This window comes from Pseudomonas sp. UBA7500 (assembly GCF_002478435.1).
GTDB classification, from domain to species: Bacteria; Pseudomonadota; Gammaproteobacteria; order Pseudomonadales; family Pseudomonadaceae; genus Aquipseudomonas; species Aquipseudomonas palmensis.
On sequence record NZ_DLNW01000001.1, the window covers coordinates 1 to 14,257 of the forward strand.

Genomic DNA, 14,257 nt, shown 5'->3' on the forward strand with positions numbered 1-14,257 from the left:
CTGCGCACCGACCGGCATGGCGCCGTGCGTGCGGCGGCGGGCCTGCTGCTGACCACCGAGCCGCGCCATCACGAAGCCAAGCACCACAAGGACCTGCCCGAGACCGCCGAACGCCTGGCCACCGCCAGCGAGCAGCAGGACGGCTTCGGCCAGCAGGCGCGCGAGGTGCAGGCGCAGGATTCGGGCGATCAGGACGAGGTGGCCAAGGCCCTGCATGCCCAGCACCAGGGCATTGTCGGCAGCGGCCCGACCAACCAGAGCGCCAACGAGTTTCCCGAGTTCAGCGAACCGCACCTGGTGCTGGCCAGCCCGGCGGGCATCGCCCTGACCACCCCGCGCTCGACGCATGTCGCGACCGGTGAACACCTGGCGTTGAGCAGCACCGGGCATACGAGCCTGTCGATCGGCAAGCGGCTGTTGGCCAGTGCCAGCCAGGGCATGCGGTTGTTCGTGCAGAACATGGGCTGGCGGCTGATCGCCGTATCAGGAGATATCGACTTCCGGGCCCTGAAGGACAGCATCAACCTGCTGGCCAAGCTCGACATCACTGCCAATGCCGATCGCATCACGCTGACAGCCAAGACCGAACTGGTGGTGCAGGGCGGCGGCAGTGCCACCACCTACAACGCCAGTGGCATCACCCACGTGACCACCGGGCCGTACACCGCGCACGCGGCGAACTTCGCCCATGTGGGGCCCAAGAGCCTGGCCGGGACCTTCCCCGAGCCGCCCAAGCCGGGCAAGGGCAGCCTGGAGCTGTTCAACCTGTACGCCAATGCCAAGGGCATCCAGGCCGGCGATTACGAAGTGACCGATGCGCTGGGCACGGTGCTCAAGGGCAGCCTCGATGGTCAGGGGTTCAATGCCGTGTCGGGGGTTGCGCCGGGGCCGGCGTGGGTCAGGTTTGGTCTCGATACGGTCAACACCTGGAGCCTTGGCAGTTTTACCAAGGGCCTGCCCTGGCCGAGCCTGTCGGCCCTCGAAGAGGGCACGCCGTCGATGCTCGGTGCGATGCTCGACAAGCTCAAGCCTGATGTTGGCGGCAGCCTGATCGAAGAGGCCAAGCAACTCGCCGGCAAGGGCATGCATGCAGCAAAGGCCGGCAGTGACTTGCTCAACACCGGCCAAAGCGCGCTCCAAGGCATGCAGCAGATGCGGGGCGCAATGCAAGGCGGCATGGGTGGGCTGGCACAGCGGGTCAGCGCTTCCAGTGCCGTCGGTTCTACGCTGCCTGCCGCCTCGGCGGCGCTGAGTGCGGCGGGCCTGGCCGGCCTGCCAAGGTTGCCAGTACCCAAGCTGGCTGAACTCAAGGCTCACAGCCTGAACACTGTTACCGATTTGCTGCCAGGTGAACTGATCTCATGACTGAACATACCTACGCTTGCGACGACCACTCCCGCGCCTCGCAGGTAGCCATCACCCCGCTTCGCGAAATCCAGATAGAGGACGTTGGTCGTGGCGCCGTGGTCTTCGATGCCTGGCTACGTGAGGTCAGTGCCAGTTTTGCCACCCTTGAGCGCATCAGCGGTGTCGCCGGCAGTGTGCCCATGGCAGGCAATATCATTGCCTTGGTCGACGCGCTGGGTGATGTTGTCGCGCTGGCGCGCAGCAACGTACCTGAGCCCTTTGATTGCGCGAGCTTCGGGCTCAACCTGATCGGTCTGGTGGCTTCCCCTGCGAGCATGACCGCAGCACGCATGGCCTTGCGCCCGATGCTGTTCATCGTGCGCCAGGAGGGCAAGCGGGCGCTGGGTGATGCGCTGATGGAGCTGATGGCGGGCCACTTGAATGCTGACATCGTCGGTAGCCTGGATGACTTCGTCGAGCAGTCCCAGGGCAATCTCAAGGAGGCGTTGGCCCAGGCAGCAATCCTGGGCGAACAGATCATTCTCGACATCGCCTCAGGCCTCGGTGCTTTGGTTGCCGGCACTGCTGTGGGTGTGGCCAGCCCGGTCTCGGCGCCAGCTGGAAGTCGGCTTGTCCACGACCCGACGGAGAGCATCGGCAACTATCTCCGGGCAGCCTTTGATGCCTACAAGGCGGCCGGCAAAGGCATGACCAGTGCTGCTGTGAGCGTTGCACTGGGGGACGAGGGCAAAGCTGGCCTACTGGCGCAGATTGCGCGCCTGCGGGAACTGGCGCCACAGGTGCGTGCTGAAATCCTTGAACTTTCCGATCCCGGCCGCCCTTGCTCCATTGAAGGCCTGCGCATGAAGCTGGCCAGCAGCGTAGAGCAATGGCGCACGCGCAACCCCCAGGTTGTGGTGGCCAACGTCAAGACCGCAGCCATCAGCACGGCCCAGCACCAGGCTGCCGACGGTAAGGTCGAAACGCAGAAGATGCAGAGCCCGGCGAGCCTGGAGGCCAACCAGTGCAAGAATGGCGCGCCCACCAGCACGTGCAACCGCATCAACTTCGCCTCGGGTAGCGAGACGCTTCAGCACACCGACTTCAGCCTGCCGGGGCCGTTTCCGATCGTGTGGACGCGTACCTATCATTCGCGCCTCGATGCCCTCGACAGCGCCAGCCTGGGCGCACGCTGGATCACCGAATTCACCACGTGCATCGATGTGCTGGATGACGGCGTGCTGTTCCACGACGTGGATGGCCGCAGCCATGCCTACCCGCTGCCCAAGATCGGTATGTCGCACTATGACCCGGTGGAGTACAACGCCCTGGTACGCACCACCGACAGTCAGCTGATTCTCATGCGCGGGCTGGGGCGCAGGGAAACCTATGAGCGGGCAGGGGGGCGCTTCCTCCTCACGCATATCGTGCTGCGCAGTGGCGCAGGAGCCATGCTGCATTACGAGCACCGTCATCAGGGGCGCCCGGTACTCTCGGACATCAACACCTACCAGGAGAATGACCCTGCCAAGGTACACCTGCAACTCGGCACCGTGCTTGACGGGCATGGCCGTATCCAGGAGCTCTGGCAGGTGGTCGATGGCAAGCCGCTGCGCCAGCTCTGCGCTTATCACCACGACCGGCTTGGCGACCTGGTAACCGCCCAGGACGAGCATGGCGCTGCCTGGCAGTACGCGTACCAGCACCACCTGATCACGCGCTATACCGACCGTACCGGTCGTGGTCTCAACTTGCGCTGGGACGGCAGCGGCCCTCGCGCCAGGGCCGTGCACGAATGGGCAGACGACGGCAGCTTCGAGACTCGTCTCACCTGGGATGAACACATTCGCCTGACAACGGTGACTGACGCGTATGGCCAGCAGACCCGTCACTATTACGATGCGCAGGGCTACACCTATCGTATCGAGTACCCGGATGGGCGCTCGGAGTGGCTGTTTCGCGACCAGCGCAAGAACCTGATTCGCCACCTTCATGCCGACGGCAGCCAGGATCGTTTTGCCTACGACGAGCGAAGCAACCGGCTGCAACACATTCGTGCCGACCATAGCGTGGTGCATTACGCGTACAGCGACGATGATCAGCTGATCAAGGTTCGGGATGCTGAAGGTGGGCTGTGGCGACGGGACTACGACGAGCGCGGCAACCTGGTAGAGACGGTCGACCCGCTGGGCAACAAGACCGAGTTTGCCTACACCGCCACAGGTCAGGTCAAGGCAATCAAGGATGCTCACGGCAACGAGAAGAAACTCGGGTACAACGAGGCTGGGCAGATGCTCGAATACACCGACTGTTCGGGCAAGACCAGCCAGTGGCACTACAACGAATTCGGGCAACTGGTGGAAACCGCGAATGCGGCGGGCGACAAGACGCAGTACGAATACAAGGCGGGGCAGTTGGCCAAGGTGATTCATCCAGACAAAACCGAAGAGCGCTTCGAGCGTGACGCCGAAGGGCGCTTGCTCGCGCACCTGGATGCGCTGGATCGCTGTACTACCTGGTCCTATACGGCTGCCGGTCTGTTGGCTGAACGGGTGGATGCGAAGGAGCACACGTTGCGCTACCAGTGGGACAGGCTGGGGCGGTTGCTCAGCCTGGAGAACCAGAACGAGCAGTGCGCGTTTTACCAGTACGATCCCATGGGACGTCGAGTGGCAGAAACCGGCTTCGATGGTGTGACCGTCCGTTATCGGTACGACCCCTGCACTGGGCGCCTGGCGAGCAGCCAGGTGGGGCAGCGCCGCATCGATTTGCACCACGACCGCATGGGCCGGTTGATCGAGCGCACAGCGCACCTTGGCGATCAGCGCCAAACAGAGCGCTTTGCCTACGACGGCAATGGCAAGGTGCTGCAGGCGATCAACGACTCCAGCACACTGCAATGGTTCTATGACGACGCGGGCAACCTGACCCGTGAGCACCAGCATTACCTGGCAACGGGTACGCCGATGGTAGCGGTGTGGCTGCACGAGTACGACGCACTCAACCAGCGAATCGCCACCACGCGCCCGGATGGCCACAAGGTCAGCTGGCTGACTTACGGCAGCGGCCATCTCTTGGGCATGCGACTTGACCAGCACGAAATACTGGCTTATGAGCGCGACGATCTGCATCGCGAAGTCGCCCGCCATCAGGGCAACAAACTGACGCAAACGCAGGTATGGGACGCGCTGGGGCGTCCGCAAGAACAGTTGCTCACCAGTCATGACGGCCAATCCATTCTGTGCAAGCGCGAGTATCAATACGACCCGACCGGTCAACTGACAGACATCCTCGATACCCGTCGTGGTCACCTGGCCTACCAGTACGATCCGCTAGGCCGCCTGTTGCAGGCCAACAGCCGCCTGGGTGAAGAAACCTTTGCCTTCGACCCGGCCGGCAACCTGACGGACAAGGCGCGGCAACTGCATCGCCCGCTGGATAACGATGCCAGCTCCCACAATGTGATGGACAACGTGCTGCGCGAATACGCGGGCAGCCGCTACACGTATGACGAGCGCGGTAACCTTGTGCAACGCTTGCACAACGGTGTGCCTGCCCACTTCAGCTGGGACTTGTTCAATCGCCTGGTGCGCTACAGCGACGACAGGCTCAGTGTGGAATACAGCTATGACGCCCTTGGTCGGCGGTTGCACAAGCATGCCGTCGCCCATTACAAGGACAAGCCCGAGGCCGGCACCGGCTGGAATGCAATGCAGCGCAGCAAGCGTCAGCGTGAGCTGCACTGCGGTTTCACGCTGTACGGATGGGACGGCGAAACCCTGGCCTGGGAAAGCGTATTGCCCCTCGACGAGGGCGACACAGGCCGTACCGTTCACTACCTCTACGAACCGGGCCGCTTCGTGCCTGTGGCTCAAGCGTTGCACAAGCGCTCGATACGCCTGCTCAGGCAACCCGACTGGCAGGGCCGTCATTACGACATCGACCAGGACCCACTCTGGCAGGCACTGCCCACTGCGCCAGCGTTCGACGTCATTGCCTGGTACCACTGCGACCACCTGGGCACGCCGATGGAAATCACCGACCACAACGGCAATGTTGCCTGGACGGGGCAGTACAAGGTGTGGGGTGAGGTTCGTGAAGAGCGCTCGTCGTGGGCCGCGCAGCATGGCGTGGGCAATCCGATTCGTTTTCAGGGGCAATACCACGACCCTGAAACGGGGCTGCATTACAACCGATTCCGTTACTACGAACCCCGCATGGCGCGCTATGTGTCGAGAGACCCGATCGGGATGCTGGGTGGGTTGAACGTGTACAGCTATGTGAGCAACAAGCCTGTTATGCGGGCTGACCCGTTGGGGCTGTTCGACCTGAACATGCCAGGCGTCGCGGAGCGCGCTTCACTGGGAAGTTGGATGTTGCAGAATGGTGCGACACCGGATGAGGTTTCCCGAGCGATGGCGCCGCCGCCGGCCAAACCTATTATGACGGGAGAATGCAGGACGTCTGGCACTGCCGCAGTTGGGGCAGGGTTGTCTATTGGGGCAAGCGCAAACGAAGTATCGGGGTTTTCCAAACAGCTAGGAGTGCCAGTTTCAAGTGTTGGTCTACGTGCGGTTGCAAGCTGTGGATTCAAAATTTCGGATCCGGACTCGAAGGCGTTGGCCGTTGGCGCAGGAGTTGGCATGAGCTTTGGTTTGTTAACTATAGAAATGGCGCAAACTTCCACTTGGCCAGAACTATACTTTGGGCTGGGTCCGGGTGCAGGCCCTGAGATTAAGGTTCCGGTAAATCCAACTGTAATTATTCCACTGAAAGATTGAGGGCGTATTGTGTGCTTTTGGATGGCTTTATTGATTGAAATAATTTTCTGGTTTTTGTTTGGGGTGGTTTTTTTAACGGTTTTTTATGCAAATGCATACTGCAAGCGTAATGGCATAAATATGAATACCTTTGCAGGGCTTTTTGAGATGTATAGGCATGTTTTTTCATTTAAAAATAAGATGCTTTCGTGGGTGGTTCTTACAACTGTTTACGGCGGAGCGGCCGCAGGAGTCGGGTTGGCTTCTTTGGTGTTTTACGCGCGATCTCAGGGGTGTGCGCTTGATGTAGTGGTTAATTTAGGGTGAGCGAAAGGAGAAACAAGAGCTGAAGTATGGCTCGGCAAGTTTTTACTGGTGCGTGTTTGGCGCCGAAGAAGTGTGTTTTAAGTCGCAACTGTGATGTCTTGAATTTTTACAGGAAATTTGTATTTTGCTTGGTGTTTATTGTTTTGTTGGGGGCGGTCGAAAGGCTGTGTTTTGTAGTTGATGGGCGGTTTGGTGGGGTGGGCCATATTTCAGTACTGCCATGCGGTGATGTATCTCAGTTCGCTTTGTGGTCAGCGTTCTATCTTTAGTCTTGTGCCATCAGCGTGGTCAGAAGAAATTCATGTGCGATACGATCCAGTTCTTCCGTGTTTTTCTGTTTTTTGTGGGATGGTTGTTTTTGACGGTTTCGGTGATATACGCAAATCGCTGCAGCAAGAAAAAGGGTATAAATATGAACACTTTTTCGGGCATGCTTGAAGTGTGGGGTATGGTTTTCAGATTCGAAAATAAAAAGCTTTCAATCATGTTGCTGACATCAGCCTATGGAGGTGCGGTACTGGCAATCGTCATCCTCATACTAACGCATTGGGGCCAAAGCCAGGGATGTGTCTTTCCGATCAATGACAGGACGATGCGTTAAGCAAAGGACTTCATACATGGCAATGAGGGCATCGGGGGTACCGCGTCGAAGGCGCAACGCATTAAACTGCCGCCGACAATTGCCACCGCGACACAAACAAGGGACCCTCAAATGACGACATTCACTCACCAGGACGGCCAGTACGTCGAAGTTGCCGGGGCACGCCTCTATTGTGAACAGCAAGGCAACCCACAGGGCCCGGCACTGGTTTTTCTGCACGGTGGCTTTGGCGATATCGAAACCTTCAATGCCATCACGCCGGCCCTGGCCGAACATTATCGCCTGATCGGCATCGACAGCCGCGGTCAGGGCAAATCGACCCTGGGGCACCTGCCGCTGACCTACCAGCGTTTGCAACTGGATGTGGAGGCGGTTGCCCGGCAGTTGGGGCTTGAGCGCTTCAGCCTCGTCGGCCACAGCGATGGCGGCATTGCAGCGCTGCGCATCGCGGCTGCCGGGAGTGCTGGCATCGACAAACTGGTGACGATCGGTGCCCACTGGCAACTGAAAGCGGATGAGCCCGTGCGCGGCATGTACAGCCGCGTGACCGGCGCGCGCTGGCGTGAGCTGTTCCCGCACAGCTACGAGCGCTACCTGCAGTTGAACCCCGAACCCGATTTCGACCGCCTGGCCGTGGCGTTGCGCGAGCTGTGGCTGGATTCAGGCGAGCAGGGCTACCCGAATGAAACGGTGTGCGGCATCACCGCCGATTTGCTGGTGATTCATGGCGATGAAGACCGCCTGGTAACGCGGGCCAACGCCTGCGAGCTGGCCGATCGGGTGGCGAATGCGCAACTGCTGAACATCCCGTTTACCGGGCATTCGCCGCACGAGGATCACCCCCAGTGGGTAATGCCTGCGCTCAAGGCACTGCTGGGCCTGTAACATGACGCTGCCGTTTGCGCGCCGCGCGGCTTGATCCGGCCTTAAGTGTTCAAGGAGTACCCACCATGCAAGGCTTCCATTGCGCCACCTGTGGCGAGTATCACGACGAGTTGCCCACCACCTTCGGCGCGCCAGCCCCTGCCGCCTGGTATGACCTGCCGGAGGCAGAGCGCGAGCAGCGTGCGCCACTGTCCAGCGATCAGTGCATCATCGATGACACCCACCACTTCGTGCTCGGACGCCTGGAAATCCCGATCATCGGCTCACCCGAGCCGTTCGTGTGGCTGACCTGGGTGACGGTCAGCGAGGCGGATTTCTACCGCACCAGCGAACTGTGGGAAACCCCAGGTCGCGAGCGCGAACCACCTTATGCGGCACGTGTGCAAAGCGAGTTCCCCTATGAGGTTTCGACCCTCAACCTCAAGGCTACGCTGCAGACCCAGGCCCTGGGCGACCGCCCGCTGGTGTTCGTGGACGCGGGGGATCACCCGCTCGCCCTGCAGCAAAACGCCGGCATCACCCTCGATCAGGCTCGGCAACTGGCCGAACGCTGCCTGCATCCGTGAACAGGTCAGCGCTCCACGCACTGTCAGTTACGGTCATCAACTTGTAACTTTCGGTCATTGAGCCTCACTTCCAGGCGCATTACTGTCCCTCACAGATAACCGACGGGCCCCGCTGCACGCAGCGAGGCGCCCGCATTCCGTGATCAGTTCGCTGTGGAGTTCACCATGACCGCCGCTCAATACCCGCACCTGCTTGCCCCGCTGGACCTGGGCTTCACCACCTTGCGCAACCGCACCCTGATGGGCTCGATGCACACCGGCCTGGAGGAGAAACCCGGCGGTTTCGAGCGCATGGCGGCGTACTTTGCCGAGCGCGCCCGTGGTGGCGTCGGCCTGATGGTCACCGGCGGCATCGGGCCCAACGAAGAGGGCGGGGTGTACTCCGGCGCGGCCAAGCTGACAACGGCCGAAGAAGCGCAGAAGCACCGTATCGTTACCCAGGCGGTGCACGAGGCCGGCGGCAAGATCTGCATGCAGATCCTCCACGCCGGGCGCTACGCCTACAGCCCCAAGCAGGTGGCCCCCAGCGCGATCCAGGCGCCGATCAACCCGTTCAAGCCCCGCGAGCTGGACGAAGAGGGCATCGAGAAGCAGATCCAGGACTTCGTCACCTGCGCCACGCTGGCCCAGAGCGCCGAGTACGACGGCGTCGAGATCATGGGGTCCGAAGGCTACTTCATCAACCAGTTCCTGGCCGCCCACACCAACCATCGCACCGACCGCTGGGGGGGCAGCTACGAGAACCGCATGCGCCTGGCCGTGGAGATCGTGCGCCGGGTGCGCGAAGCGGTCGGCCCGAACTTCATCATCATCTTCCGCCTGTCGATGCTCGACCTGGTGGTAGGCGGCAGCAACTGGCAGGAGATCGTGCAGCTGGCCCAGGCCATCGAGCAGGCCGGCGCCACGCTGATCAACACCGGCATCGGTTGGCACGAGGCGCGTATCCCGACCATCGCCACCAAGGTGCCGCGTGCCGCGTTCAGCAAGGTCACCGCCAAGTTGCGCGGCGCGGTGCAGATCCCGCTGATCACCACCAACCGCATCAACACCCCGGAAGTCGCCGAGCAGATCCTTGCCGAAGGCGACGCCGACATGGTGTCGATGGCACGCCCGTTCCTGGCCGACCCGGACTTCGTCAACAAGGCCGCCGCCGGGCGCGGCGACGAGATCAACACCTGCATCGGCTGCAACCAGGCCTGCCTGGACCACACCTTCGGCGGCAAGCTGACCAGTTGCCTGGTCAACCCGCGGGCCTGTCATGAAACCGAACTCAACTACCTGCCGGTGGCCCAGCCCAAGCGCATTGCCGTGGTCGGCGCCGGCCCGGCCGGCCTGGCCGCCGCTACCGTGGCCGCCGAGCGTGGCCACCAGGTGACCCTGTTCGACTCGGCCAGCGAGATCGGCGGGCAGTTCAACGTGGCCAAGCGCGTGCCGGGCAAGGAGGAGTTCTTCGAGACCCTGCGCTACTTCAAGCGCAAGCTGCAGACCACCGGCGTGGAGCTGTGTCTGAACACCCGCGTCAATGTCGAGCAACTGGTGGAGGGCGGCTACGACGAGATCATCCTTGCGACCGGCATCGCGCCTCGCCTGCCGGCCATCGACGGTATCGATCACGCCAAGGTGCTGAGCTACCTGGACGTGCTGCTGGCGCGCAAGCCGGTGGGGCAGAAGGTCGCGGTGATCGGTGCCGGCGGCATCGGCTTCGATGTGTCGGAGTTCCTGGTGCACCAGGGCGTTGCCACCAGCCAGGACCGCGAGGCGTTCTGGAGGGAGTGGGGCATCGACACCCGGCTCGAAGCGCGCGGCGGCGTGGCGGGCATCCAGGCCGAGCCCCATGCTCCGGCGCGCCAGGTGTACCTGTTGCAGCGCAAGAAGACCAAGGTTGGCGACGGGCTGGGCAAGACCACCGGCTGGATCCACCGCACAGGCCTGAAGAACAAGCGGGTGCAGATGCTCAACAGCGTCGACTACCTGAAGATCGACGACGCCGGCCTGCATATCCGTATCGCCGAAGGCGAGCCGCAGGTACTGGCGGTGGACAACGTGGTGATCTGCGCCGGCCAGGACCCGCTGCGCGAGCTGCAGGATGGCCTACTGGCCGCCGGGCAGTCGGTACACCTGATCGGCGGCGCGGACGTCGCCGCCGAGCTGGACGCCAAGCGCGCGATCAACCAGGGTTCACGCCTGGCGGCCGAGCTGTAAAGCGGTGGCGGGGGTGCGCTGGTAGACTGCGCGCTCCCGTTCTGCCGAGCCTGTTCGATGTCTGCCGCTTTCGATGACCTGCCACTGGCACCCCTGCAACCGCTGGCCCTAGGCTGGCTGGCGCGCGCCGGGGTCGAGGTGGCAGTGCTGCGTCTGGACCTCATCGACCCGCTGATCAGCGGCAACAAATGGTTCAAGCTGCAGGGGCACCTGCGCCTTGCCCATGCCCGTGGTGCCCCGGGGGTGATCAGCCTGGGCGGCGCCTATTCCAACCACCTGCATGCCCTGGCGGCGGCCGGCAAGCGCTTCGGCTTTGCCACGGCCGGGCTGTTGCGTGGGCACCCGCACAGCAACCCCACCGTGCACGACCTGCAAGCACTGGGCATGCACCTGCACTGGCTGGGGTACGCCGGATACAGGGCGCGGCATCAGGCGGATTTCTGGCAGCCCTGGCAAGCCCTCTACCCGGCATGGCATTGCGTGCCCGAAGGCGGCGCGGGGCCACTGGGCACCGAAGGCTGCGCACAGATCGTGACCCAGGCGCGGGCGCAGCTGGCGGCCGTGGGCTGGGCCGATTACGACGCCTGGTGGCTGGCGGTGGGCAGCGGTACCACGCTGGTGGGGCTGGCCCAGGCCGAAGCGGGCGCCCACCCGGTGCACGGCGCACTGGCCGTGCCGCCGGGGCACGGGGTGGAAGGCGAGGTCGAGGTGCTGGCGCCGGGCACTTACCGCCTGCACGACGCCAGCCGGGGCGGCTTTGCCAAGGTCGACCCGGCCTTGCTGGCATTCATCCAGGCCAGCGAGGCCGAATCGGGCCTGCCACTGGAACCGCTGTACACCGGCAAGGCGTTGTTGGCCCTGCAGGAGCGTGTGCTGGCTGGCGCGTTCGTGGCCGGCACGCGGCTGATCTTCGTTCACACCGGCGGCTTGCAGGGCCGCCGCGGGTTCGCCTAGTCAGTCACCTTTTTGCGGCAGCATGCGCAGCAGGGTGTTATCGCGGACCACGTAGTGATGGTAGAGGCCGGCCAGTGCGTGCAGGCCGATCAGCCAGTAGCCCAGTGCGCCGAACCACTCGTGCCAGCCCTTGACGAACTTGGCCAGGTCGGTGTCCGGTGCTACCAGGGCGGGCAACTCCAGGCCGAAGAACGGGATCGGCTTGCCAGCCGCGCTGAGGATCACCCAGCCGGCCAGCGGCAGGCCGATCATCAGGGCGTACAGCGCCCAGTGCATCAGGTGCGCAAGACCCGTCTGCCAGGCCGGCGGCTTGGGTTCGATGCGCGGGGTGGGGTGGGTGACCTTCAGGATCAGGCGCAGCCATACCAGCACGAACACGCTCAGGCCGAGCATGAAGTGCAGGCTTTTCATCAGGTCGCGCTCGGCGCTGTCCTTGGGGAAGATGCCGCGCAGTTCGATGCAGGCGTATACCACCGCCAGCAGAATCAGCATCAGCCAGTGCAGGGCGATCGACAGGCTGCCGTAGCGTGCCTGCGTATTGGTCAGGGTCATGGTGGTTCCTCATATCGGTCAATCAGGTCAATGGCCGCGCTCTTGATGGCGCTGTGCGGATAACTCTAATCGCTTGCGCGTGCCCTGCACCTGCGCTGGGGCAAAAAAGTGTGCTAGCGGGCCTTCAGACCCTTGCCGAGCAGGTAGTCGACCAGTTGCGGGTCCTCGATACGGATGGCCAGGTCCATCAGGTCGCTCCTGTCGTCGGCCAGGCAGTAGGGTTTGTGCGGGTCGCAGTAGGTGCCGGTGCTGCTCATGCCGCGCTCGAGCAGCACGCTGAGGATGTCGTAGCTCACGTGCGAGGCGTCGGGCCCGTCGCGACCCTGGCGCGAAAGCTCGACCAGGATCGCTTCCATGGTTTCGCTGCCGGCCTCGGGCAGTGGCAGATGGCGGGCGACGGCCCGGCGCGTGGCGCTGTGCTCGGTCAGCACTGCGGCGTCGAAGGCGTCCATGTTGCTGTCGCTGCGCGTGAAGTAGGAGGTGTCGGCGCCGGCCTTGACCAGGGCGTCGATCAGCGAGGCATCGGCGCCCTGGGCGATGGCCAGCAGCAGCGGACGTGGGTTGTGGTAGTCGCCGGCTTCCACCGGCGCGCCCTGGACCAGCAGCCATTCGATGGTGGCAGTGGGGTGGTTGTGCTTGATGGCCGTGGACAGCAGCGATTCGGGGTAGTCGCCGAGCCCGACCATGGCCGGTAGCGCGGCACGCAGGTGTTGCAGCATGGCCAGCGAGGCGTTGTTTTCGAGTGCGAGGTGAAAGGCCGTGGTATTGCGGGTGACCACACCGGGTGGATACTCACCGGGTTGGCTGCGCGGGGCCAGCCACGTGTCCAGGTCGGTGGGCGTCGCCTGGCGCCAGAAGCTGTCGCTCAGCAGGGCGAGGTCGTTGTCCTGGTCCAGACCTGGGGCAGGCGCTGCGCTGGCACTTGCGGGCCAGGCCAGGGTGACGGCGAGCGCCAGGGCGAGAAGATTGCCGGGCACGGGTGGGTTCCTTGTGCGGGTGCTGGGTGAGGGGGGCGAGGTTAGCAGAATGTTGTCAGCGCTGGCCCCTTCGCCGGCAAGGCCGGCTCCCACGGGGGCGTACGTTCATGTGGGGGCCGGTCCAGCCAGTGCATGCTAACCCGCCAGGTTCGGCCAGGCATCGGCCACCAGAAACAAGCGTTGAGCCTCTACCCAATCCCCGCTATCCCCAGGCACCAGCCGCACCAGCAACTGCGCGGGGGCCATCGGGTCCAGCGCTTGCAGCCAGGCCTGGAACTGTTCCGTGCCCCAGGCCTGCTCCTGCGTGTACCGCGCCGGCGCCAGCCATGCCTGGCGCGGCAACGGCTGCCAGCGCCCGGGGTCGGCCTGCGCCGCAAACCGGGCCCAGTCGCGCTGATGCAGCCAGCGCCCGCGCAAGTGTTGCGGGTGCGCACCCGCTGGAGGCTGCGCCGTCCCCGGCCATGGATACAGCAGATACCCGCCCAGCCAAAGCTGAGCCGTGAAGCTGTCTATGTGCAGCGCCGCCAGCGCCTCGCGCCCCTCGGCCCGCGCCGAAATCGGCAGTTGATGGTCGTTCAGGTGCGCCAGCTTGCGGTCCAGCCGGTCATGGCAGCCCGGCCCAAGCCACTGCGCCGGGTTGCGCCCGTCACCGTGCTGCGGGCCCAGGTACAGCTTGATGGCCAGCTCCAGGTGATGCACCCCGTCGCGGTCACGCAGCAGGATGTCCAGCTCGCCCAGGGTGTGCCCGCCGTCGCGGATCGGCAGGTTGGCCGCCAGCAGCTCCACCCCCGGAGCATGGCGCAACGCGAACTGCCACAGCCGCTCGTAGTACAACCCCAGGCGCCGGCTGGCGGCCTGTGCCAGCCAGGCCTGCAGGTCACGGCTGTCGTGGTCCAGCGCCAGCAGCCAGTCGCGCAGCAGCGCCGGTGCGGCCACCCAGTCGCTGCCGGCCAACGGGTGGCGTTGCGGCCAGGGCGTCACTGCGAGCATGGGGGGCGCAAGGATTACCCACGCCAGGTCCCGCACCGGGGGCTGGCGCAGGCGGTTGGGCAGGTCGCAAAGGTCTGTAAAGGGCATCATCCTGCG

The 14,257-nt window shown here is 63.6% G+C and carries 11 protein-coding genes; 8 read left to right on the top strand and 3 right to left on the bottom strand.

Annotated features, from left to right (window positions below; translation table 11 throughout):
• The 8 genes from B4I46_RS00005 to B4I46_RS00040 form a co-directional block, all read left to right on the top strand.
• On the top strand, nt 1–1,365 hold a 1,365-nt coding region (locus tag B4I46_RS00005; RefSeq protein ID WP_286897871.1), incomplete at its 5' end, for a DUF2345 domain-containing protein.
• On the top strand, nt 1,362–6,128 hold the full coding sequence (locus B4I46_RS00010) for an RHS repeat-associated core domain-containing protein (protein ID WP_286897873.1): 4,767 nt from the start codon (nt 1,362–1,364) through the stop codon (nt 6,126–6,128). The genes B4I46_RS00005 and B4I46_RS00010, both read left to right, overlap by 4 nt.
• A 21-nt stretch (nt 6,129–6,149) precedes the next feature.
• A complete protein-coding gene (locus B4I46_RS00015) occupies nt 6,150–6,434 on the top strand; it encodes a hypothetical protein (RefSeq protein WP_143516621.1) in 285 nt (94 codons plus the stop codon).
• A gap of 301 nt (nt 6,435–6,735) precedes the next feature.
• Entirely contained in the window at nt 6,736–7,035 is a 300-nt protein-coding gene (locus B4I46_RS00020) for a hypothetical protein (protein ID WP_286897876.1), read from the top strand.
• Nucleotides 7,036–7,146: 111 nt separating this feature from the next.
• Entirely contained in the window at nt 7,147–7,920 is a 774-nt protein-coding gene (locus B4I46_RS00025; protein WP_286897877.1) for an alpha/beta fold hydrolase, read from the top strand.
• Between the two features lie 65 nt (nt 7,921–7,985).
• Nucleotides 7,986–8,486 carry a DUF2199 domain-containing protein gene (locus tag B4I46_RS00030; protein WP_213606027.1) on the top strand — a complete coding sequence of 167 codons (501 nt, stop codon included), beginning with the start codon at nt 7,986–7,988 and terminating at the stop codon, nt 8,484–8,486.
• Nucleotides 8,487–8,651: 165 nt separating this feature from the next.
• Nucleotides 8,652–10,688, top strand: coding sequence for an NADPH-dependent 2,4-dienoyl-CoA reductase (locus B4I46_RS00035; protein ID WP_286897881.1), 2,037 nt, complete (start codon nt 8,652–8,654; stop codon nt 10,686–10,688).
• Nucleotides 10,689–10,745: 57 nt separating this feature from the next.
• Entirely contained in the window at nt 10,746–11,642 is an 897-nt protein-coding gene (locus B4I46_RS00040; RefSeq protein WP_054916685.1) for a 1-aminocyclopropane-1-carboxylate deaminase/D-cysteine desulfhydrase, read from the top strand.
• Here B4I46_RS00040 and cybB read toward each other — a convergent pair whose 3' ends face one another.
• From cybB to B4I46_RS00055, 3 genes are all read right to left on the bottom strand, one after another.
• Nucleotides 11,643–12,194, bottom strand: coding sequence for a cytochrome b561 (gene cybB / locus B4I46_RS00045; protein WP_058541353.1), 552 nt, complete (start codon nt 12,192–12,194; stop codon nt 11,643–11,645).
• A 113-nt stretch (nt 12,195–12,307) separates the two neighbouring features.
• Entirely contained in the window at nt 12,308–13,171 is an 864-nt protein-coding gene (locus B4I46_RS00050; RefSeq protein ID WP_286897888.1) for a hypothetical protein, read from the bottom strand.
• Between the two features lie 135 nt (nt 13,172–13,306).
• Nucleotides 13,307–14,251 carry a DUF1853 family protein gene (locus B4I46_RS00055; protein WP_043864665.1) on the bottom strand — a complete coding sequence of 315 codons (945 nt, stop codon included), beginning with the start codon at nt 14,249–14,251 and terminating at the stop codon, nt 13,307–13,309.
• Nucleotides 14,252–14,257 lie beyond the last annotated feature (6 nt).

Coding starts and splice junctions, on each gene's coding strand:
- B4I46_RS00025 (WP_286897877.1), top strand. CDS start 7,147: ATGACGACATTCACTCACCAGGACGGCCAGTACGTCGAAGTTGCCGGG.
- B4I46_RS00040 (WP_054916685.1), top strand. CDS start 10,746: ATGTCTGCCGCTTTCGATGACCTGCCACTGGCACCCCTGCAACCGCTG.
- B4I46_RS00020 (WP_286897876.1), top strand. CDS start 6,736: ATGTGCGATACGATCCAGTTCTTCCGTGTTTTTCTGTTTTTTGTGGGA.
- B4I46_RS00010 (WP_286897873.1), top strand. CDS start 1,362: ATGACTGAACATACCTACGCTTGCGACGACCACTCCCGCGCCTCGCAG.
- cybB (WP_058541353.1), bottom strand. CDS start 12,194: ATGACCCTGACCAATACGCAGGCACGCTACGGCAGCCTGTCGATCGCC.
- B4I46_RS00035 (WP_286897881.1), top strand. CDS start 8,652: ATGACCGCCGCTCAATACCCGCACCTGCTTGCCCCGCTGGACCTGGGC.
- B4I46_RS00055 (WP_043864665.1), bottom strand. CDS start 14,251: ATGATGCCCTTTACAGACCTTTGCGACCTGCCCAACCGCCTGCGCCAG.
- B4I46_RS00030 (WP_213606027.1), top strand. CDS start 7,986: ATGCAAGGCTTCCATTGCGCCACCTGTGGCGAGTATCACGACGAGTTG.
- B4I46_RS00015 (WP_143516621.1), top strand. CDS start 6,150: ATGGCTTTATTGATTGAAATAATTTTCTGGTTTTTGTTTGGGGTGGTT.